The 19,455-nt window shown below is 66.5% G+C and carries 14 protein-coding genes; 11 read left to right on the top strand and 3 right to left on the bottom strand.

Annotation, left to right across the window (positions count from 1 at the left end):
* Positions 1–46: 46 nt before the first annotated feature.
* The 6 genes from madL (at position 47) to ACJA3S_RS14100 (ending at position 7,152) form a co-directional block, all read left to right on the top strand.
* Positions 47–466: a malonate transporter subunit MadL gene (gene madL / locus ACJA3S_RS14125; RefSeq protein WP_406818942.1), complete on the top strand. Its 420-nt coding sequence runs from the start codon at positions 47–49 to the stop codon at positions 464–466.
* 2 nt (positions 467–468) lie between these two features.
* Positions 469–1,233 (top strand): malonate transporter subunit MadM, encoded by a 765-nt coding sequence (gene madM / locus ACJA3S_RS14120; RefSeq protein ID WP_406818941.1) that lies wholly within the window; start codon positions 469–471, stop codon positions 1,231–1,233.
* A gap of 321 nt (positions 1,234–1,554) precedes the next feature.
* On the top strand, positions 1,555–3,465 hold the full coding sequence (locus ACJA3S_RS14115) for a sigma-54-dependent Fis family transcriptional regulator (protein WP_406818940.1): 1,911 nt from the start codon (positions 1,555–1,557) through the stop codon (positions 3,463–3,465).
* 1 nt (position 3,466) lies between these two features.
* On the top strand, positions 3,467–5,200 hold the full coding sequence (locus tag ACJA3S_RS14110) for an ABC transporter ATP-binding protein (RefSeq protein ID WP_406818939.1): 1,734 nt from the start codon (positions 3,467–3,469) through the stop codon (positions 5,198–5,200).
* A complete protein-coding gene (locus tag ACJA3S_RS14105) occupies positions 5,190–5,867 on the top strand; it encodes a peptidase S8 and S53 subtilisin kexin sedolisin (protein WP_406818938.1) in 678 nt (225 codons plus the stop codon). Before ACJA3S_RS14110 ends, ACJA3S_RS14105 begins: the two co-directional genes overlap by 11 nt.
* Positions 5,860–7,152 (top strand): NAD(P)/FAD-dependent oxidoreductase, encoded by a 1,293-nt coding sequence (locus ACJA3S_RS14100; protein WP_406818937.1) that lies wholly within the window; start codon positions 5,860–5,862, stop codon positions 7,150–7,152. Before ACJA3S_RS14105 ends, ACJA3S_RS14100 begins: the two co-directional genes overlap by 8 nt.
* A gap of 126 nt (positions 7,153–7,278) precedes the next feature.
* On the opposite strand, the gene ACJA3S_RS14095 is transcribed toward ACJA3S_RS14100, so the two are convergent.
* Positions 7,279–8,772, bottom strand: a complete 1,494-nt coding sequence (locus ACJA3S_RS14095; protein WP_406818936.1) for an aldehyde dehydrogenase family protein — start codon at positions 8,770–8,772, stop codon at positions 7,279–7,281.
* 493 nt (positions 8,773–9,265) lie between these two features.
* Here ACJA3S_RS14095 and peaA point away from each other — a divergent pair, with 493 nt between their 5' ends.
* From peaA to ACJA3S_RS14070, 5 genes are all read left to right on the top strand, one after another.
* Positions 9,266–10,831 (top strand): quinohemoprotein amine dehydrogenase subunit alpha, encoded by a 1,566-nt coding sequence (gene peaA / locus ACJA3S_RS14090; RefSeq protein WP_406818935.1) that lies wholly within the window; start codon positions 9,266–9,268, stop codon positions 10,829–10,831.
* A 47-nt stretch (positions 10,832–10,878) separates the two neighbouring features.
* Positions 10,879–12,309 (top strand): quinohemoprotein amine dehydrogenase maturation protein, encoded by a 1,431-nt coding sequence (peaB, locus tag ACJA3S_RS14085; RefSeq protein WP_406818934.1) that lies wholly within the window; start codon positions 10,879–10,881, stop codon positions 12,307–12,309.
* A 1-nt stretch (position 12,310) separates the two neighbouring features.
* A complete protein-coding gene (gene qhpC / locus ACJA3S_RS14080) occupies positions 12,311–12,634 on the top strand; it encodes a quinohemoprotein amine dehydrogenase subunit gamma (RefSeq protein ID WP_004375838.1) in 324 nt (107 codons plus the stop codon).
* Positions 12,635–12,666: 32 nt separating this feature from the next.
* Complete coding sequence (gene peaD, locus ACJA3S_RS14075) at positions 12,667–13,788, top strand: quinohemoprotein amine dehydrogenase subunit beta (RefSeq protein ID WP_406818933.1); 1,122 nt, start codon at positions 12,667–12,669, stop codon at positions 13,786–13,788.
* A 94-nt stretch (positions 13,789–13,882) separates the two neighbouring features.
* Entirely contained in the window at positions 13,883–15,556 is a 1,674-nt protein-coding gene (locus ACJA3S_RS14070; RefSeq protein ID WP_406818932.1) for a fatty acid CoA ligase family protein, read from the top strand.
* Positions 15,557–15,685: 129 nt separating this feature from the next.
* Here ACJA3S_RS14070 and mobA read toward each other — a convergent pair whose 3' ends face one another.
* Both mobA and ACJA3S_RS14060 read right to left on the bottom strand, forming a co-directional pair.
* Positions 15,686–16,261 carry a molybdenum cofactor guanylyltransferase MobA gene (mobA, locus tag ACJA3S_RS14065; protein ID WP_406818931.1) on the bottom strand — a complete coding sequence of 192 codons (576 nt, stop codon included), beginning with the start codon at positions 16,259–16,261 and terminating at the stop codon, positions 15,686–15,688.
* A gap of 61 nt (positions 16,262–16,322) precedes the next feature.
* Positions 16,323–19,451, bottom strand: a complete 3,129-nt coding sequence (locus ACJA3S_RS14060; RefSeq protein ID WP_406818930.1) for a multidrug efflux RND transporter permease subunit — start codon at positions 19,449–19,451, stop codon at positions 16,323–16,325.
* Positions 19,452–19,455: the final 4 nt, after the last annotated feature.

The following is a 19,455-nucleotide window of genomic DNA, read 5'->3' as shown; positions in this document are numbered from 1 at the left end:
GAAGGACAACAACAAGCAACTTCGACACTACCTGAGGACAACAACAATGATTATCTATGGTGTGGCTCTGCTGGCGGTCTGCACGCTTGCCGGCGTCATCGTCGGCGACTTCCTGGGCGTGCTGCTGGGTGTCAAATCCAATGTGGGCGGGGTCGGTATCGCCATGATCCTGCTGATCTGTGCGCGCCTGTACATGCACCGCAACGGTGGCATGAGCAAGGAGTGCGAATTCGGCGTGGGCTTCTGGGGGGCCATGTACATCCCGGTGGTGGTCGCCATGGCGGCCCAGCAGAACGTGGTGACCGCCTTGCACGGCGGGCCGGTGGCGCTGTTGGCCGCAGTGGGCGCGGTACTGGTATGCGGTGCGACCATCGCCCTGATCAGCCGCAGCCATCGCGGCGCACCCTTGCCGGCAGACACCGGCGCCGAAACCAGCGCGCAGGCTGCCCCTGCCGGAGGGCACTGAGCATGTGGCCGATCATTGACAATGCGCTGCAACATAACGCCCTGATCACGGCATTCGCGGTGGTGGGCGCCATCATGTGGCTGTCGGTGCTGCTGTCGAAGTACCTGACCTTTGGCCGCGTGCATGGCTCGGCCATCGCCATCGTCATCGGCCTGGTCCTGGCCTGGGTGGGCGGTACCCTGACCGGTGGCCAGAAAGGCCTGGCGGACACGGCGCTGTTCTCCGGCATCGGCCTGATGGGCGGGGCCATGCTGCGTGACTTTGCGATTGTCGCCACGGCCTTCGAAGTGCAGGCCACCGAGGCACGCAAGGCCGGCCTGGTCGGCGCGCTGGCGCTGTTGCTGGGCACGCTGCTGCCGTTTGTGGTTGGTGCGGCGGTGGCCTATGCCTTCGGCTACCGCGATGCGGTAAGCATGACCACCATCGGCGCCGGTGCGGTGACCTATATTGTCGGCCCGGTGACCGGCGCGGCGTTGGGCGCCAGTTCGGACGTGATGGCCCTGTCGATTGCCACCGGGTTGATCAAGGCGATCCTGGTGATGGTGTTCACCCCGGTGTCGGCGCGGCTGCTGGCGCTGGACAACCCGCGCTCGGCGATGGTGTTCGGCGGCTTGGCAGGGACGGTATCGGGGGTGACCGCCGGCTTGGCGGCGACCGACCGGCGCTTGGTGCCGTATGGCGCGTTGACGGCGACCTTCCACACCGGGTTGGGCTGCCTGATGGGGCCTTCGATCCTGTACTTCTGTGTACGCGGCCTGGTCGGCTGAGGCTGCTGCCACGCCAGTGTCGCAGGCACCCGTCGGCTGGAGCCGAAACCATCGTCCGCGGGAGGCCAGCCCCCACAGGTTCAGCGTGACCCAGCACAACGCCGTCCCTGTGGGAGCGGGTTCACCCGCGCAGAGGCGCCCGCATCAAGCCCAGGAAATTTCCGAAACTTGAAAGTGGCTGGCCGAGGTCGGCCGAGCCAGGGCATGCCCTGGCCACCCATCACGCATCCACCAGATGACGCCCGGCCTTTTCTCGCGCACACTGCGGAAAATTCCCAAGCCCGTTCCCCGCCACCTTGTGGGGCACAGCCGGAGTAGAACATGGCGCGACAACTTATAACAAACGCCCACGATCCGTTGCACGAATCCCGCCAGGCCCGCCTGAAGCTGGCCCGCGAAGGCGAACTGCCGCTGGGCATGCTGCGCGACGAGATAGACGCTTCCTGGCGCCGTAGCCTGGGCCATGGCCTGGACTGCCTGCAGGGCGAGCAGGTCGGCCTGGGCCTGGAGCAAGGCCATGACCTGCGCCTGCTGCTGGAGCGCAACCGTCTGCTGCTGGATGCCGTCACCCCCGAACTGGACTACCTGGTCGCGCGCCAGGGCAAGGCCGGTATCGTCATCCTCGGCGATGCCCAGGCCAATGTGCTGGCCATCGAAGGGCAGAAGCACGTGCTGCAGCGCGAAGGCCTGCGCGACCTGCACCCGGGCAGTTGCTGGAGCGAGTCGCTGCGCGGCACCAATGCCATTGGCACGGCGGTGGTGGAAGGCCGGCCAACGCTGATCAACTGCGGCGAACATTACCTGGACCGCCTCAGCCCGTTCTCCTGCACCTCTGTGCCGCTGCGCGACCCGCAAGGCGAAGTGATCGGTGTGCTCGACATCACCCGCGAGGGCGTGATGGCGCAGCCGCAGGACAGCTTGTCGACGCTGATGCTGGCAGCCGGCAACATCGAAAGCCGGCTGTTCGGCTTGTGCCACCCGGAGCAGTGGGTGCTGGCTTTCCACAGCCGCCCGCAGTACCTCAACAGCGCCTGGCATGGCCTGCTGGCACTGAGCCTGGAGGGTGAAGTACTGGCCGCCAACGACAGTGCCTGCCAATTGTTGCAGGTGCCGCGCCGTGAGCTGATCGGGCGGCGCAGCAGCGACCTGTTGGGCGAACGTGCACCGGCCTTCATCGCCCGCCTGTGGCAGGGCGGCGTGAGCAGTGTGCAAACGGCCAAGGGCGAGTTTCATTTCCGCGCCCTGCAGTTGCCGCGCCATGCCCGGGTCAACGGCAGCACCCCGGCCAGCAAGCCGGCGCCGAGCAAGCAGTCGCCGGCACTGGATGCCCTGGCCGGTGGCGACCCGCGCCTGGCCCGCAACCTGCGCATGGCCGGCCAAGGCTTGGGCAGTGGCCTGCCGGTGCTGCTGCTGGGCGAGACCGGCACCGGCAAGGAAGTGGTCGCCCGCGCCTTGCACCAGGCCAGCGCGCGGGCCGGCAAGCCGTTCGTGGCGGTCAACTGCGCGGCCATTCCCGAAGGGCTGATCGAGTCCGAGCTGTTTGGCTACCGCGAGGGCGCGTTTACCGGTTCGCGCCGGGGCGGCATGGTCGGGCGGCTGATGCAGGCTCATGGCGGCACGCTGTTCCTCGACGAGATCGGCGACATGCCCCTGGCCCTGCAGGCGCGCCTGCTGCGCGTGCTGCAGGAGCGGCGGGTGGCGCCGTTGGGCGCGGGTGACGAGCAGGACATCGACGTGGCGCTGATCTGCGCCACCCACCGCGACCTCAAGCGCCTGGTCCAGGAGCAGCATTTCCGCGAGGACCTGTACTACCGGGTCAACGGCGTGTCGCTGCGCCTGCCGGCGCTGCGCGAGCGCGATGACCTGGCGGCGATCATCCAGGGGCTGCTGGACAAGTCCGAGGCGCGCGGGGTCACGCTCGACCCGGCGCTGAGCGCGCTGCTCGCGGGGTTCGACTGGCCGGGCAATATCCGCCAGCTGGAAATGGTCGTGCGCACGGCGCTGGCCATGCGCGAGGACGGCGAGCAAGTGCTGACCCTGGACCACCTCACCGATTGCCTGCTGGACGAACTGGCCAGCGCCGCGCCAGCCTCCGGCAGCCTCAAGGACAACGAACTGGAAATGATCCGCGGCGCCCTGGCGCGCCACCAGGGCAACGTGTCCGCCGCCGCCGAGGCGCTTGGCATCAGCCGGGCCACGTTGTACCGCAAGCTCAAGCAGTTGCGGGGCTGACATGGGCAGCCTGTTCGCCCGCCTGGTAGAGTCCAGCGACCCGGTCCTCATGCGCCAGGCGTTGGCCTGGTTGTATGGTTTCGTGCGCCCGCATCGGCGCGCCATCGGCTTGTTGCTGGGCTTGTCGCTGGGCGCCTCGCTGCTGGCCCTGGCGCAACCCTGGCTGGTCAAGACCTTGATCGACGAGGGCTTGCTGGCCAGGGATTACCAGACGCTCTGGCACATCGCGGCGTTGATGATCGCCGCCGGCCTGCTGGGTACCGTGCTGGCCGGGGTCAACCGCTACCTGCACACGCGCCTGTCGGGGCGCATCCTGTTTGCCCTGCGTGATGACCTGTACCGGCACCTGCAGCAATTGTCGCCGACGTTCTATGGCCGGCGCCGTATCGGCGACCTGCTGTCGCGGCTGGATGGTGACGTGGCGGAGATCCAGCGCTTTGCCGTGGATTCGCTGTTCTCCGCCGTGTCCGCCGTGATTGGCCTGCTGGGCGCGGTGGCGTTGATGCTGATGCTGTCGTGGCAGTTGTCGTTGCTGCTGGTGCTGCTGGTGCCGATCGAAGTGCTGTGGCTGCGCTGGATGCGGCGCAAGGTCGAGCGTGAAGTGCGCAACCTGCGCGAACGCTCGGCGGATGTGTCGGCGTTCCTGGTGGAAACCTTGCCGGCGATGAAGTTCATCCAGGCGGCCGGCCAGCAGCACCGCGAGGCCGGGCGCCTGGACCAGCTGGGGCAGGGCTACATGCGCCAGCTGCTCAAGGTACAGGTGACCGAGTTCTTCACCCAGGCCATCCCCGGTACGCTGACTTCCTGGTGTCGCGCCTGTGCGTTCCTGGTCGGCGGCTGGTGGGTGATCGAGGGTACCTGGCAACTGGGCGCGCTGATCGCTTTTTCCACCTACATGGGCATGGCGGTCGGGCCGGTGCAGAGCCTGCTGGGCCTGTACGTGGCGGTGCAGCGCATGGCGGTGAGCCTGGGGCGGGTAATGGAGCTCAAGCAGGAGGCAGTAACCGTGCGCTCGCCGGCCAGCCCGCAGCCGATACCCGCAGGCCCTGGCGAACTGCGCCTCGAGGCGCTGAGCTTTGCCCATGCAGGGCGCCAGGGTGCAGTCCTGAACAACGTGCAGCTGTGCGTGCCCGGTGGCCTGAAAGTGGCCATCAGCGGTGCCTCGGGGGTCGGCAAGTCGACCCTGATCGATCTGTTGCAGCGCTTCTACGACCCGGATGCCGGGCGCATCCTGCTGGATGGCACCGACCTGCGCGAACTGGACCTGGTCGCATTGCGCCGGCGCATTGCCGTGGTCAGCCAGGACATCGTGCTGTTCCGTGGCACCCTGGCGCAGAACCTGGCCTACGGCATGCCCGAGGCCACCCGCGCAGAGCTTGAGCGGGTGGTGCAACTGGCACGCCTGGGCAGCCTGGTCGAAAGCTTGCCACAGGGCCTGGACGGCATGCTCGGTGAGCGTGGCCAGCAATTGTCCGGCGGCCAGAAGCAACGCATCGCCATCGCCCGCGCGGTGCTGCAGGCCCCGGCGATCCTGGTGCTGGACGAGGCCACCTCGGCGGTGGACGAAGCGACCGAGCGCGAAGTGATCGCGGCCATCGACCAGTTGTTTGCCGGCCGTACGCGGATCCTGATCAGCCACCGTGCATCGACCCTGGCCGATGCCGACCTGCACCTGCAATTGCACGATGGCCAACTGCAGGTGTTGCCGCGGGAGGTGCTCAGCCATGGGCACTGACCTGTGCGTTGGCATCATCGACAGCGGCTGCTCGCCGGAGCAGGCCAGCGCGCTGCGGGGGGCGCGACGTTTCTGGCTGGAGGATGGCCAGTTGCGCGAAGGTGAAACGCTGCCCGACCCGCTCGGGCACGGGGGCGCGGTGCTGGACGCCTTGCAGCGTCAGGCCGGGCCGGTACCGGTGCTGGTGGCCCAGGTATTCAATGGCCAGGCCAGTACCAGTGCGTTGCAGGTGGCAGCCGCGCTGCTGTGGCTGGTAGAGGCGGGGGCCAGTCTGGTCAACCTCAGCCTGGGCCTGCAGCAAGACCGGCCCGTGCTGCAGCAGGCGTGTGCCGAAGCCGTGGCCGCCGGCGTGCTGCTGTGTGCCTCCAGCCCGGCACAAGGCGGGCCGGTGTATCCGGCCAGTTACCCAGGGGTGATTCGGGTCACCGGCGATGCCCGCTGCGCGCCGGGCCAATGGTCGTGGCTTGGCACCCGCCAGGCGGACTTCGGCGGCTATGTGGGGGCGGGTGGCAGGGCCGGCGCGAGCCTGGGGTGCGCAGCCCTGAGCGGGCGAATCGCTGCGCTGCTGCGGGAGGCGCCCGGCATGGGTCGCCCGCAGGTGCATGACTGGTTGCGCCAGCACGCGGCGTTTGCCGGCCCCGAGCGGCGGGGGGGCGGGCATGCCTGAACCGCACATTGTAGTGCTGGGTGCCGGCCCGGCGGGCGCGGCCACGGCCATTGGCTTGCGGCGCCTGGGCTACCCGGTCACGGTGGTGTCCGAGTGGCGGCGGTTCGCGGCGGTCGAAGGGGTTTCGCAACGGGTGCTGGAGGGCCTGCGTCACGCGGGCCTTGGCGCGGCCCTGGGCCAGGCGGCGCTGCCGGCCACGCGACGGGTGCAGTGGAACGGCCAGCAACTGCAGCTGAACCAGGAATTCCTGCTCGACCGGCAGCGGTTTGACCGGGCGCTGCGCGACGACCTTCGGCAGGCGGGCGTCAGCGTGGTCGAGGGGCGCGTGCGCGACGTCTCGCGCGACGGCGGCCACCAGGTGCGCGTGGACGATGGCCAGGTACTGCTGGCCGATTTCCTGGTCGAGGCCCGCGGCCGTCAGGCGCCGTTGACAGCTGATCGCCTGCGCGGGCCGGAGACGGTCAGCCTGCTCAATGTCTGGCAGGGCAGCCCGGGTGCACCGGCATCGGCGGTCGAGAGCGTGGAGGATGGCTGGGCGTGGATGGCGCGACTGGAAGATGGCCGCTGCTACTGGCAGGTCACCGTGGACGCCGCCGGCCTGCCGGGCAAGGCCGGGTTGCCGGCGTACTGTGCAGCGCGGCGCGCCCGCAGCGCGCTGGTGGCAGAGCTGTTCGACGCCCAGGCATTGGCGCCGGCGCAGGTGCATGCGCGCAGTAGTACGGCAATCCTGGCTGGCGACTGCGTGGGGCAGGACTGGATACGGGTAGGCGATGCCGCGATGGCTGTTGACCCGTTGTCGGGCAACGGGATCTTTCAGTCGCTGTCGTCAGCGTTGCAGGCGCCGCTGGTGATCAATACCTTGCTGGGCCAGCCCGAGCGGGCTGCATTGGCGCGGCGCTTCCACCAGCAGCGGGTCGAACAGCTGTTCTTGCGCTTTGCCAGGATCGGGCGGGATTTCTATGGCCAGGAACAGACTCGGGCGGGGCAGGCGTTCTGGGAGCAACGCCAGGCATGGCCGGATCGGCAGGCGTTGCATGTGGCGGCAGACTGGCAGACGCTCAGGGTTGAGCGGCGGCCGGTATTGCGCGATGGCTGGGTGGACGAGGCCGATGTGGTGGTGACGACGGATCAGCCGTTGGGGGTGTGGCATTTGCAGGGGGTGGAGTTGGCGCCAGTGGTACGGGCGTTGCAGGCTGGCCGGCCACTTGAGGCGCTGATGCACGATCTGCCGGTCGCGCAGCAGATGATGGTGCGGCGGTGGCTGGCAGAGCAAGGTTATCGCTGAGAGCCCGGGGCCGTTTTGTGGCCCGGGCGCCATTAAGCCAGTTCCACAGGGACAGCACTGGCCGCGAGGGCAGTGGTTGAGCTGTGGAGCTGGCGGGCCGTCGAGCGAGCCAGATCTGAGGTTTGGTCAGAGCTTGATCAGCACCGACTTCAGTTCGGTGTAATGCTCGATGGCCGCCGCGCCCATCTCGCGGCCGACACCGGACATCTTGTAGCCACCAAACGGCAGGGCCGGGTCCAGCGCGCTGTGGCAGTTGACCCACACCGACCCCGACTTGATGCGCGGGATCATCCGGTGCACGGCGGCGAGGTCGTTCGACCAGATGCTCGCGCCCAACCCATAGGGGTTGTCATTGGCCAGGCCGATCACTTCGTCGATGTCGTCGAACGGCATCGCCACCAGCACTGGCCCGAAGATTTCTTCCTGTACCAGACGATGGCGCTGGTCGACGTCGACGATCACCGTCGGCTTGACGAAATAGCCCGGCCCGAAACCTTCGCCACCACAGGCGATGGTCGCGCCCAGTTCACGGCCAAGTTCGATATAGCCGGTGACGCGGTCCTGCTGCTTGGCCGAGATCAACGGCCCCATCTGCACCGCCGGGTCCAGTCCGTTGCCGAGTTTCATGCCGTTGGCGATGCCGGCGATGTCGGCCACCACATTGTCGAAATGCTTGCGCTGTACATACAGCCGGGAACCTGCGCAGCACACCTGGCCCTGGTTGAAGAAAATCGCCGTGGCGGCACCGGCGGCCGCCTCCTGCAGGTTGGCATCGGGCATGACGATGGTCGGCGACTTGCCGCCAAGTTCCAGGGTGACGCGGGTCATGTTGTCCATGGCCGCCTTGCCGATCAGCTTGCCAACTTCGGTGGAGCCGGTGAAGGTCAGCTTGTCCACGCCGGGGTGGCGGCTGAGCGCGGCGCCGGCGTTCAGGCCGGTGCCGGTGACCACGTTGAACACCCCGGCCGGGTAGCCGGCTTCATCCACCAGTTCGGCCAGCTTGAGCACGCTCAGCGGTGTTTCATCGGCGGGCTTGAGCACTACGGTACAACCCGTGGCCAGCGCCGGGCCGAGTTTCCAGCAGGCCAGCAGCAACGGGAAGTTCCAGGCGACGATGGCGCCGACCACGCCGACGGCTTCGCGGCGGACGAACGCGTGGAACTGGTCGTTGGGCAGCAACGGCAGCGAGGGTTCGACGGTGCTACCCTCGATCTTGGTGGCCCAGCCAGCCATGTAGCGCAGGAAATCGATGGCCAGCTGCACGTCCATCACCTGCGCAACGGCGGCACTCTTGCCGTTGTTCAGGCATTCCAGTTCGGCCAGTTGGCGGGCGTCGCGCTCCATCAGGTCGGCCAGGCGCCACAACAGGTTCTGCCGCTCTCGCGGGCGCAGGCGGCTCCAGGCGGAATCGTCGAAGGCCTGGCGTGCCGCGCGCACCGCGCGGTCGACGTCTTCGGCGTCGGCGGCGGGCACCTCACCCAGCACCTCACCGGTGGCCGGGTTGCGGAAGGACAGGGTGCGGCCGCTGGCGGCGTCCTGCCAGTCGGCGCCGATGCGCATCTTCAGCTTGCGTTCGAGGAAGGCGCGGGTGGCGGGCAGGATGGGCAGTTCGGAAAGCATCGGGCTGTGCCTCTTGTCATTGGGTGTGACGGGCATAGGCGCAATGGCCGTGCCAAGCTGGGCAAGTGCCGGTAAAGCCTTGAAGGCGCTGGCTTTTGCCTGCGAGCAAGGTTGCCGGTGCAGGGTGGCGCTGTTGCACATTGAGACGCTGTGAGACGGTGTTGCAACACTGGCCTCCCGGGCCGTTCGCCGGCAAGCCAGCGCCCGCGGGTACAGCGCCGAACCCAGGCACCGTGCAATTTCTGTGGGCGCTGGCTTGCCAGCGATTGGCCTGCGCCGCGGGCCCTGTCTCAAGCTGAAACACGCTGTCGCGAAATGGCACGCTGCACTCGGCCATCGCTGCTGGCATCAAACGCCCGGAAACCGCCTAACAGGTTGAAAGAAAACGCTTTTGCAACATCTGGCACAGATCCTGTATCGCAACCGTCACATGCACACCTGCTGTTCCAAAGCGTGCGAAAACGATAAGAACAACAACCGTGGAGGTCTGACCTTGAAGACGACTCGACTCCGGCGGCATGCGGGCAAACTGGCGCTGGTCGCCGCCGCGCTGCTGAGCACCCAGGCCATGGCGGCCGAGCAGGGCCCGAGCCTGTTGCAGAACAAGTGCATGGGGTGCCATATCCCCGAAGGCAACGACAGCTACAGCCGTATCAGCCACCAGCGAAAAACACCGGAAGGCTGGTTGATGAGCATTGCGCGCATGCAGGTGATGCACGGCCTGCAGATCAGTGACGATGAGCGCCGCACGCTGGTCAAATACCTCGCCGACAAGCAGGGCCTGGCACCCAGCGAAACCGAAGGTGTGCGTTACGCCATGGAGCGCCGGCTGAACACCGTCGAGCAGTTCGACACCCAGCTCAGCGAAACCTGTGGCCGTTGCCATTCCGGTGCCCGCGTTGCCTTGCAGCGTCGTCCGGCCAAGGAGTGGGAACATCTGGTCAACTTCCACCTCGGCCAGTGGCCATCCCTCGAGTACCAGGCCCAGGCGCGTGACCGCGACTGGCTGCCGATCGCCCTGCAGCAAGTGGTGCCCGAGCTGGCCAAACGCTACCCACTGGAAAGCCCGGCCTGGGCTCAATGGCAGCAGCTGAAACCGAAAGCCGACGCGCTGCCGGGGCAGTGGCCGTTCAGCGGCCACATGCTGGCCAAGGGCGATGTACGCGGGGTGATGAGTGTGACCGCGGACCAGGGCGATACCTTCAAGGTCGAGATCAACGGGGCCTACGCCGACGGCACGCCGTTCAATGGCAGTGGTACCGCAATCCTCTACAACGGCTACGAATGGCGCGGCACCGTCAAGGTTGGCGAGGTCAACCTGCGCCAGGTGTTCGCCGCGCTGGACGGTGAAATGAAAGGCCGCATGTTCGAGGCCGAGCATGATGAGCGCGGCCTGGACTTCACTGCGGTGAAAGCGGGCCAGGCGCGCCTGCTGGCCGTGCAGCCGGCCTTCATCAAGGCCGGCGGCGAAAGCGAGATCACCCTGGTCGGCAGCGGCCTGGCTGGCAGCGCGGACCTGGGCGCCGGGGTGCAAGTGGTCGAAGTGCTGGAGCAGACGCCAAGCCTGCTCCGGGTCAAGGCGCGCGCCGCGGCCGACGCCAGGCCTGGCCAGCGCGAAGTCGCGGTAGGCGCGCTCAAGGGCGCGTACCTGGCGGTGTACGACAAGGTCGAGGCAGTGAAGGTGGTCCCGGCGTTCTCCATCGCCCGCATCGGCGAAAACGGCGCCTCGGTGCCCAAGGTGCAGGGCCGCTTCGAGGCCGAGGCCTGGGGCAAGGACGCCAACGGCCAGCCACTGCGCATCGGCTACCTGCCGGCCAGCTGGAAGGTCGAGCCGTTCAACGAGCGTGCGGTCGAGGACGAAGACGTCAAGTTCGCCGGGCAGATGCAGGCCGATGGCGTGTTCGTGCCCGGCGGCGCCGGCCCCAACCCGGCGCGCAAGATGATGACCAACAATGCCGGCAACCTGAAGGTCATCGCCACCCTGGCCGACGGCGGCCAGACCGGCGAAGGGCACATGATCGTCACCGTACAGCGCTGGAACAACCCGCCGCTGCCGTAACGGCAGGGGCTGACGGTTTGCCAACGGATCGATTATCGGAGGTCGCCATGGGCGCACTACTGAACCTGGTCGAACGCAACCTGCACGAAGTGCAGGTCGATGCCGACCGCATGCTGTTCCACATTCCCAGCAGTTCGCTGTTTACCGCCGATGCGGTGACCGCTGGCATCATCGACACCCTGCGCCAGCAGGGCTGCTCGGCCGAGGAGTTGCTGCAGCGCCTTGGCCAGCAGTTTGCCGGCGATGATATCCACGACACCCTGCGCGAGCTGATGGCGCTGGAGCTGGTCAGCGACGGCTCGCCGCTGACCCCGGAAATCGCCCTCAAGCAGGTCGAGCGCACCGCGCTGAACACCGTGGTGCTCAACGTCAACACCGGTTGCAACCTCAGCTGCACCTATTGCTACAAGGAAGACCTGGACAAGCCCTCGGCGGGCAAGAAGATGAACGTTGCCACCGCCGAGGCTTCGGTGGAGATGCTGCTCAAGGAATCGCCCGACGAGCCGCGTTACAGCGTGGTGTTCTTCGGTGGCGAGCCGCTGTCCAACCGGCCGTTGATCGAGCATATGGTGGCCTACTGCGAGCGGCGCTTCGCCGAAGCCGGCAAGCAGGTGGAATTCATCATGACCACCAACGCCACCCTGCTGAGCGAAGAAATCATCGACTGGCTCAATGCCCATCGCTTCGGCTTGTCGGTGAGCATCGACGGCCCCAAGACCGTGCATGACCGCAACCGCATCACGGTGGGCGGGCAGGGTACCTATGACGTGGTGCGGCGCAAGGTCGACCTGCTGCTGTCGCGTTACCACAGCCGCCCGGTGGGCGCGCGGGTGACCCTGACCCGGGGCATCACCGACGTCGAGACCATCTGGAACCACCTGTTCAACGAGCTGGGCTTCGCCGAAGTCGGTTTTGCCCCGGTGACCTCCGGCGACATGGCCGCTTTCAACCTCACCAGTGAAGAGCTGGTGCAGGTGTTCGCCAACATGAAGGCGCTCGGTCGCAAGTACCTGCAGGCGGCGCTGGAGCACCGCAACATCGGTTTCTCCAACCTGCACCAGCTGATCACCGACATCCATGAAGGGCACAAGAAGGCACTGCCGTGTGGTGCTGGGCTGAAGATGCTGGCGGTGGATCACCAGGGCGAGTTGAACCTGTGCCATCGCTTCACCGGTTCCAGCCTGCCGACCTTCGGCAATGTGCACCAGGGGGTGAAGCAGGCGCAGCTCAACGACTTCCTGTCGCAGCGCCTGGACCGCAGCAACACCGGCTGCGACAGCTGCCGCATCCGCAACCTGTGCTCCGGCGGCTGCTATCACGAAAGCTACGCCCGCTATGGCGACCCGCAGCACCCGACCTACCACTATTGCGAACTGATGCGCGACTGGGTCGACTTCGGCATCGAAGTCTACAGCCGCATCATGGCCGCCAACCCGGCCTTCATCGATCGCTACATCACCCCGCGCAAGGCACACTGACATGAAGCACTTGAAGCCCCTGAACAACAAGGCGCGCATCCTCGAGCAGGCCGCCGCCGAAGATCGCGTCGAAGAGGTCATGGCCATGAGTGCGGTGGCCGGCTGTACCGCCACCACCGACCCGGGCTGGGAAGTGGACGCCTTCGGCGGCGTGAGTTCGCTGTGCCAGCCGATGGAGGCCGACCTGTATGGCTGCTCCGACCCTTGCTGGTGGCCGGCCCAGGTGCCGGACATGATGAGCACCTACCAGGACTGGAACGCCCAGGCGAGCAATTCTGCCGAAGACTGGCGCAACCTTGGCACCGTGTTCCCGAAAGACAAGTGACCGGCCCAACAAGAACGACAAGGGGAAACCGCATGAAAGCTGGACGCTGCGCGTCACTCGCGCTCACCATCGCCGCCACGGCCTGCGCCGGGCTGGTACAGGCCGCCGACACCGGGCCGGCGCTGAAGGCTGGCCACGAATACATGATCGTGACCAACTACCCGAACAACCTGCATGTGCTCGATGTGGCCAGCGACACTGTCTACAAGAGTTGCAACATGCCGGACAAGTTCGGCCCCGGCAGCGCAATGATGGCGCCGGACAACCGCACCGCCTATGTGCTCAACAACCACTACGGCGACATTTACGGCATCGACCTGGACACCTGCAAGAACACCTTCCATGCCAGCCTGTCCAGCGTGGCGGGCGAGGTCGGCAAGTCGATGTACTCGTTCGCCATCAGCCCCGACGGCAAGGAAGTCTATGCCACGGTCAACCCGACCCAACGGCTGAACGACCACTACGTGGTCAAGCCACCGCGGTTGGAAGTGTTCAGCACTGCCGATGGCCTGCAGGCGAAGCCCGTACGCACCTTCCCGATGCCGCGCCAGGTGTACCTGATGCGCGCGGCGGACGACGGCAGCCTGTACGTTGCCGGGCCGGACATCTACAAGATGGATGTGCACACCGGCAAGTACACGGTGGCGCTACCGCTGCGCAACTGGCATCGCAAGGGCTACAGCGCCCCGGACGTGCTGTACTTCTGGCCGCACCAGAGCCCGCGTCACGAGTTCTCGATGCTGTACACCATCGCCAGGTTCAAGGACGACAAGCAGGACCCGGCCACTGCCGAGTTGCTGTATGGCTACCTGAGCGTCGACCTGAAGACCGGCAAGACCCACACCCAGGAATTCGCCGACCTGACCGAGTTGTACTTCACCGGGTTGCGTTCGCCAAAAGACCCCAACCAGATCTACGGTGTACTCAACCGCCTGGCCAAGTACGACCTCAAGCAACGCAAGCTGATCAAGGCGGCGAACCTGGACCACACTTACTACTGCGTCACCTTCGACCGCAAGGGCGACAAGCTGTACCTGGGCGGCACCTTCAACGACCTGGCGGTGTTCGACCCGGATACCCTGGAGAAGGTGAAGAACATCAAGCTGCCGGGTGGGGACATGTCGACCACTACGCCGCAGGTGTTCGTCCGCTAAGCCGGTGTTGGCTTCATCGCGGATAAATCCGCTCCTACAGGATTTATCCGCGATAGGTCCGGTACAACCAACAAAAGAACAACAAGAGAACGCCATGCCCCAGCCAAGCTACTCCCAGGGCAACCAGACCAAGGCCCTGCTCAGCCAATGCATCGGCGACGCCTTCGACAGCACCGTTGCCCGCTTCCCCGAGCGTGAAGCCCTGGTGGTCCGCCACCAGGCCCTGCGCTACACCTGGCAGCAATTGGCCGCGGCCGTCGACCAGCACGCCCGGGCGCTGATGGCCCTGGGCGTGCAGCCCGGCGACCGCCTGGGTATCTGGGCTCCGAACTGCGCCGAGTGGTGCATCACCCAGTTCGCCAGCGCCAAGGTCGGCGCGATACTGGTCAACATCAACCCGGCCTACCGTTCCAGTGAACTGGACTATGCCCTTGGCCAGTCCGGCTGCAGTTGGGTGATCTGCGCCGACGCGTTCAAGACCTCCGACTACCACGCCATGCTGCAGGGCCTGGTGCCGGGCCTGGCCAGCGGCCAGCCGGGGGCCCTGGCCTGCGAGCGCTTCCCGCAACTGCGCGGGGTGGTCAGCCTGGCCGCCGCGCCACCGCCGGGCTTTCTTGCCTGGCACCACCTGCAAGCCCGTGCCGCAGCCGTCAGCTGCAAGGCCCTGAGCGAGCGCCAGGCGCAACTGCGTTGCGATGACCCGATCAATATCCAGTACACCTCCGGCACCACGGGCTTCCCCAAGGGCGCCACGCTCAGCCATGCCAATATCCTCAACAACGGCTACATGGTCGGCGAAAGCCTCGGCCTGACCGAGCATGACCGGTTGGTGGTGCCGGTACCGCTGTACCACTGCTTCGGCATGGTCATGGCCAACCTCGGCTGCATGACCCACGGCAGTACCCTGATCTACCCCAGCGACGCGTTCGACCCGCTGGCCACGCTACGTGCGGTCGCCGAAGAACGGGCCACTGCGCTGTATGGCGTGCCGACCATGTTCATCGCCGAACTGGACCACCCGCAGCGTGGCGAATTCGACCTGTCCAGCCTGCGCACCGGGATCATGGCGGGTGCCACCTGTCCTATCGAGGTGATGCGCCGGGTGATCGGCGAGATGCACATGGCCGAGGTGCAGATTGCCTATGGCATGACCGAGACCAGCCCGGTATCGCTGCAGACTGGCGCCAGCGACGACCTGGAACGTCGCGTGACCAGCGTCGGGCGCACCCAGCCGCGGTTGGAGAACAAAGTGATCGATGGCGACGGCAACACCGTGCCGCGCGGCGAGATCGGTGAGCTGTGTACGCGCGGTTACAGTGTGATGCTGGGCTATTGGAACAACCCCGAGGCCACCGCCGAAAGCATTGACCAGGACGGCTGGATGCACACCGGCGACCTCGCGGTGATGGACGAGCAGGGCTACGTGCGCATCGTCGGGCGCAGCAAGGACATGATCATTCGCGGCGGGGAGAACATCTACCCGCGTGAACTGGAGGAGTTCTTCTTCACCCACCCGGCGGTGGCCGATGTGCAGGTGATCGGCGTGCCCTGCAGCAAGTACGGTGAAGAGATCGTCGCCTGGGTGAGGCTGCATCCGGGGCAGGTGGCCAGCGAGGAACAACTGCGCGAGTGGGCGAAGGCACGGATCGCCCACTTCAAGGTGCCGCGCTACTTCCGCTTTGTCGAAGAGTTTCCCATGACGGTGACCGGCAAGGTGCAGAAGTTCAGGATGCGTGAGATCAGTATCGAGGAGCTGACGGCCAGTTGATGTATTGCCTGTGCCGGCCCTCTTCGCGGGCTCGCCCGCTCCCACAGGTACAGCGCATAGCTCAAGTAATGCGCAAGTCCTGTGGGAGCGGGCGAGCCCGCGAAGAGGCCATCAAAGACAGTAGAGGTTTCAGCCTTGTAGCAACTCCGGGCTATTGAAGTTGCTCAACCTGCGATCATCCTCGGCACACTCCAGCCCTTGCACGGTCTCGCGCAGCAAGGCCTTCTGCAAACTCCGCTCACCCGCCGCCCAGGCCTGCTCCAGCACCGGCAACAGCCGACGTGGCAACACGCTGAACATTGGTTGCCAGTAGCCACCCTGGCGCACCATGGCCGCACTGTCACGGGGCACCGCCAGCCGCAGCAGGTCCTCGACCAACCCCCGGTCAACCAGCGGCGCATCACAGGCCAGCAGCACCACCCATTCATGCCGCGCCACCTTGAGCCCGGCAATCACCCCCGCCAACGGCCCGGGGTAGCCGGCCTCGGCATCGCCCACCAACTGGTCGGCATACGCCCGGTAGGCCTGCTGGTTACGGTTGCAGGAAATCACCAGGTCATCGCTGAGCGGACGTACCGCGCGCTGCACATGCGCCACCAGCGGTTCGCCCTGCCAGTCGATCAGGCCCTTGTCGCGGCCGCCCATGCGTTGGCCGCGGCCACCGGCGAGAATGAGGATCGAGCAGGGGGGCAGTGCATCAGGCATGAAAAAGGGTTCCAGGCAGTCAGTGCCGGGAACCCTCCCATGTCACGCGCTGCTTGTCCAGTCAGCGCTCGCTGGCCACGCCCGGTGTGTCGCTATCACGCGCTTGGCGGCGCCCGGCCAGGCGCATCACCACCACGAAAAACACCGGCACGAACACCACCGCCAGGGTGGCGCTGAGCATGCCGCCGATCACCCCGGTGCCAATCGCCTGCTGGCTGGCCGAGCTGGCGCCGCTGGCGATGGCCAGGGGCACTACGCCGAGGATGAACGCCAGCGAGGTCATCACGATCGGGCGCAGGCGCAGGCGTGCGGCTTGCACGGCGGCGTCAACGGCATCGACGCCCTGGTCGACCAGGCTCTTGGCGAACTCGATGATGAGGATGGCGTTCTTCGCCGACAACCCGATCAGGGTGATCAGGCCAACCTTGAAGAACACGTCGTTGGGCATGCCGCGCAGGGTCACGGCCAGCACCGCGCCGAGTACCCCAAGCGGCACCACCAGCAGCACTGCGGTCGGGATCGACCAGCTTTCGTACAGCGCCGCCAGGCACAGGAACACCACCAGCAACGACAGCGCCATCAACATCGGCGCCTGGCTGCCGGACAGCCGTTCCTGCAGCGACAGGCCGGTCCATTCCAGGCCGGAGCCGGCCGGCAGCTGGGCCACCAGGCGCTCGATCTCGGCCATGGCTTCGCCCGAGCTGTAGCCGGCCGCCGGCTCGCCGGAAATCGACACTGCCGGGTAGCCGTTGTAACGGGTCAGCTGCACCGGGCCGCTGAGCCATCTGGCCTGGACGAATGCACCCAACGGCACCATCTTGCCGCTGTCGTTGCGCACGTGGATCCTCAGCAGGTCCTCGACCTGGCTGCGCTGGTCGCCTTCGGCCTGCACCACCACCCGTTGCATGCGGCCCTGGTTGGGGAAGTCGTTGACGTAACTGGAGCCCACGGCCACGTCCAGGACCGTGCCGATATCGGCGAACGATACGCCCAGGGCGTTGGCCTGGCGGCGGTCGATTTCCAGCTGGACCTGCGGGCTTTCCGCCAGCGACGCTTCGCGCACGTTGGCCAGGACCTTGCTCTTGCCCGCATTGGCCAGCAGCTCGTCGCGGGCGGCCATCAGTGCGGCGTGGCCCATGCCGCCGCGGTCCTGCAGGCGGAACTCGAAGCCGGTCGACTCACCGAGGCCGTCGATCGGTGGCGGCAGCACGGAGAACGCCACGGCGTCCTTGAGCTGGGTGAAGGCCAGGGTGGCACGGTCGGCGATCGACTGGGCGCTGTCATCGCCACCGCGCTCGGACCAGTCCTTGAGCGTGGTGAAGGCCAGCGCCGCGTTCTGCCCGCTACCCGAGAAGCTGAAGCCGAGAATCAGCGTGGTGTTGCCCACCCCCGGCTCCTCGGCGTTGTGCGCCTCGATCTGGGCCGCCACCTGTTCGGTGCGCATGCGGCTGGCGCCTGGCGGCAGCTGGATGTCGGTGATGGTGTAGCCTTGGTCTTCGGTAGGCAGGAATGCCGTCGGCAACTGGCTGAAGCCATAGCCCAGCACGGCCAGCAGCACCGCGTACACCAGCAGGTAGCGGCCACTGCGCCTGAGCGCCTGCATCACCCAGCGCTGGTAGCCGTTGCTCATGCTCTCGAAACGGCGGTTGAACCAGCCGAAGAAACCTTTGCGCTCATGCTGCTCGCCCTTGGCCACCGGCTTGAGCAGGGTGGCGCACAGTGCCGGGGTCAGGCTGAGGGCAAGAAACGCCGAGAACAGGATCGACACCGCCATCGACAGCGCGAACTGCTGGTAGATCACGCCCACCGAGCCTGGCATGAAGGCCATGGGCAGGAACACTGCGACCAGCACCAGGGTGATGCCGACGATCGCGCCGCTGATCTGGCCCATGGCCTTGCGCGTGGCCGCTTTCGGCGGCAGGCCTTCCTCGGCCATGATCCGCTCGACGTTCTCCACCACCACGATGGCATCGTCGACCAGGATGCCGATGGCCAGCACCATGCCGAACAGGGTCAGTACATTGACCGAGAAGCCCATGGCCAGCATCACGGCAAAGGTGCCCATCAGCGCCACCGGCACCACCAGGGTGGGAATCAGGGTGTAGCGCAGGTTCTGCAGGAACAGGAACATCACCGCAAACACCAGCAGCATGGCCTCGAACAGGGTGTTGATCACCTGCTCGATCGACACCTTGACGAACGGCGAGGTGTCGTAGGGGATGTCGTACTTCACGTCTGCGGGGAAGTAGCGCGCCAGGTCGTGCATTTTCGCCCGCACCAGCGTGGCGGTTTCCATGGCGTTGGCCCCCGGCGCCAGCTGCACGCTGAAGGCGGTGGCCGGCTTGCCGTTCAGGCGGGTGCCGTACTGGTACTCCTGGGCGCCGATCTCGACCCGGGCGACATCACCGATGGTAACGCTGGAGCCGTCCGGGTTGGCGCGCAGGACGATGGCGGCGAATTCCTCGGGGGTGCTCAACTGACCCTTGACCACCACGTTGGCGGTGATTTCCTGGGTGCTGCGGCCGGGCAGGTCGCCGATGCTGCCAGGCGCAACCTGGATGTTCTGCGCCGCGACCGCCGCAGCCACGTCGTTGGGCGTGAGGTTGAAGCCGATCAGCTTGCGCGGGTCGATCCAGATGCGCATGGCGCGCTCCGAGCCGTACAGCTGGGCCTTGCCGACGCCCTTGAGGCGGCGGATCTCATCCATCACGTTGCGCGCAAGAATATCCGACAGCGCGGTTTCGTCGAGCTTGCCGTCCTCGGAGGTGAGCGTGGCCAGCAGCAGGAAACCGGTGGATACCTTCTCCACCTGCAGCCCTTGCTGGGTGACCGGGCGCGGCAGGCGCGACTCGACCACTTTCAAGCGGTTCTGCACGTCGACCTGGGCCAGGTCCGGGTTGGTGCCCGGGGCGAAGGTGGCGGTGATGGTGGCGCTGCCCAGGCTGCTCTGCGACTCGAAGTACAGCAGGTTGTCGGCGCCGTTGAGCTCCTGCTCGATCAGGCTGACCACGCTTTCGTCCATGGTCGCCGCCGAGGCGCCCGGGTACACGGCGTAGATCTCCACTTGCGGCGGTGCCACATTGGGGTACTGGGCCACCGGCAGCTGCGGGATGGCCAGCGCGCCGGCGAGCAGGATGAACAGTGCGACCACCCAGGCGAATACCGGGCGGTCGATGAAGAATTGCGGCATGAAT

Source organism: Pseudomonas sp. KnCO4 (assembly GCF_045344305.1).
Classification (GTDB): Bacteria; Pseudomonadota; Gammaproteobacteria; order Pseudomonadales; family Pseudomonadaceae; genus Aquipseudomonas; species Aquipseudomonas anuradhapurensis.
The sequence above is the reverse complement of the archived record's forward strand: the minus strand, read 5'-3'. Positions and strand labels throughout refer to the sequence as shown.

What these genes read in the sequence shown, in the direction of transcription:
- madL (WP_406818942.1), top strand. Translation starts at nt 47, where the DNA reads ATGATTATCTATGGTGTGGCTCTGCTGGCGGTCTGCACGCTTGCCGGC.
- madM (WP_406818941.1), top strand. Translation starts at nt 469, where the DNA reads ATGTGGCCGATCATTGACAATGCGCTGCAACATAACGCCCTGATCACG.
- ACJA3S_RS14115 (WP_406818940.1), top strand. Translation starts at nt 1,555, where the DNA reads ATGGCGCGACAACTTATAACAAACGCCCACGATCCGTTGCACGAATCC.
- ACJA3S_RS14110 (WP_406818939.1), top strand. Translation starts at nt 3,467, where the DNA reads ATGGGCAGCCTGTTCGCCCGCCTGGTAGAGTCCAGCGACCCGGTCCTC.
- ACJA3S_RS14105 (WP_406818938.1), top strand. Translation starts at nt 5,190, where the DNA reads ATGGGCACTGACCTGTGCGTTGGCATCATCGACAGCGGCTGCTCGCCG.
- ACJA3S_RS14100 (WP_406818937.1), top strand. Translation starts at nt 5,860, where the DNA reads ATGCCTGAACCGCACATTGTAGTGCTGGGTGCCGGCCCGGCGGGCGCG.
- ACJA3S_RS14095 (WP_406818936.1), bottom strand. Translation starts at nt 8,772, where the DNA reads ATGCTTTCCGAACTGCCCATCCTGCCCGCCACCCGCGCCTTCCTCGAA.
- peaB (WP_406818934.1), top strand. Translation starts at nt 10,879, where the DNA reads ATGGGCGCACTACTGAACCTGGTCGAACGCAACCTGCACGAAGTGCAG.
- qhpC (WP_004375838.1), top strand. Translation starts at nt 12,311, where the DNA reads ATGAAGCACTTGAAGCCCCTGAACAACAAGGCGCGCATCCTCGAGCAG.
- peaD (WP_406818933.1), top strand. Translation starts at nt 12,667, where the DNA reads ATGAAAGCTGGACGCTGCGCGTCACTCGCGCTCACCATCGCCGCCACG.
- ACJA3S_RS14070 (WP_406818932.1), top strand. Translation starts at nt 13,883, where the DNA reads ATGCCCCAGCCAAGCTACTCCCAGGGCAACCAGACCAAGGCCCTGCTC.
- mobA (WP_406818931.1), bottom strand. Translation starts at nt 16,261, where the DNA reads ATGCCTGATGCACTGCCCCCCTGCTCGATCCTCATTCTCGCCGGTGGC.
- ACJA3S_RS14060 (WP_406818930.1), bottom strand. Translation starts at nt 19,451, where the DNA reads ATGCCGCAATTCTTCATCGACCGCCCGGTATTCGCCTGGGTGGTCGCA.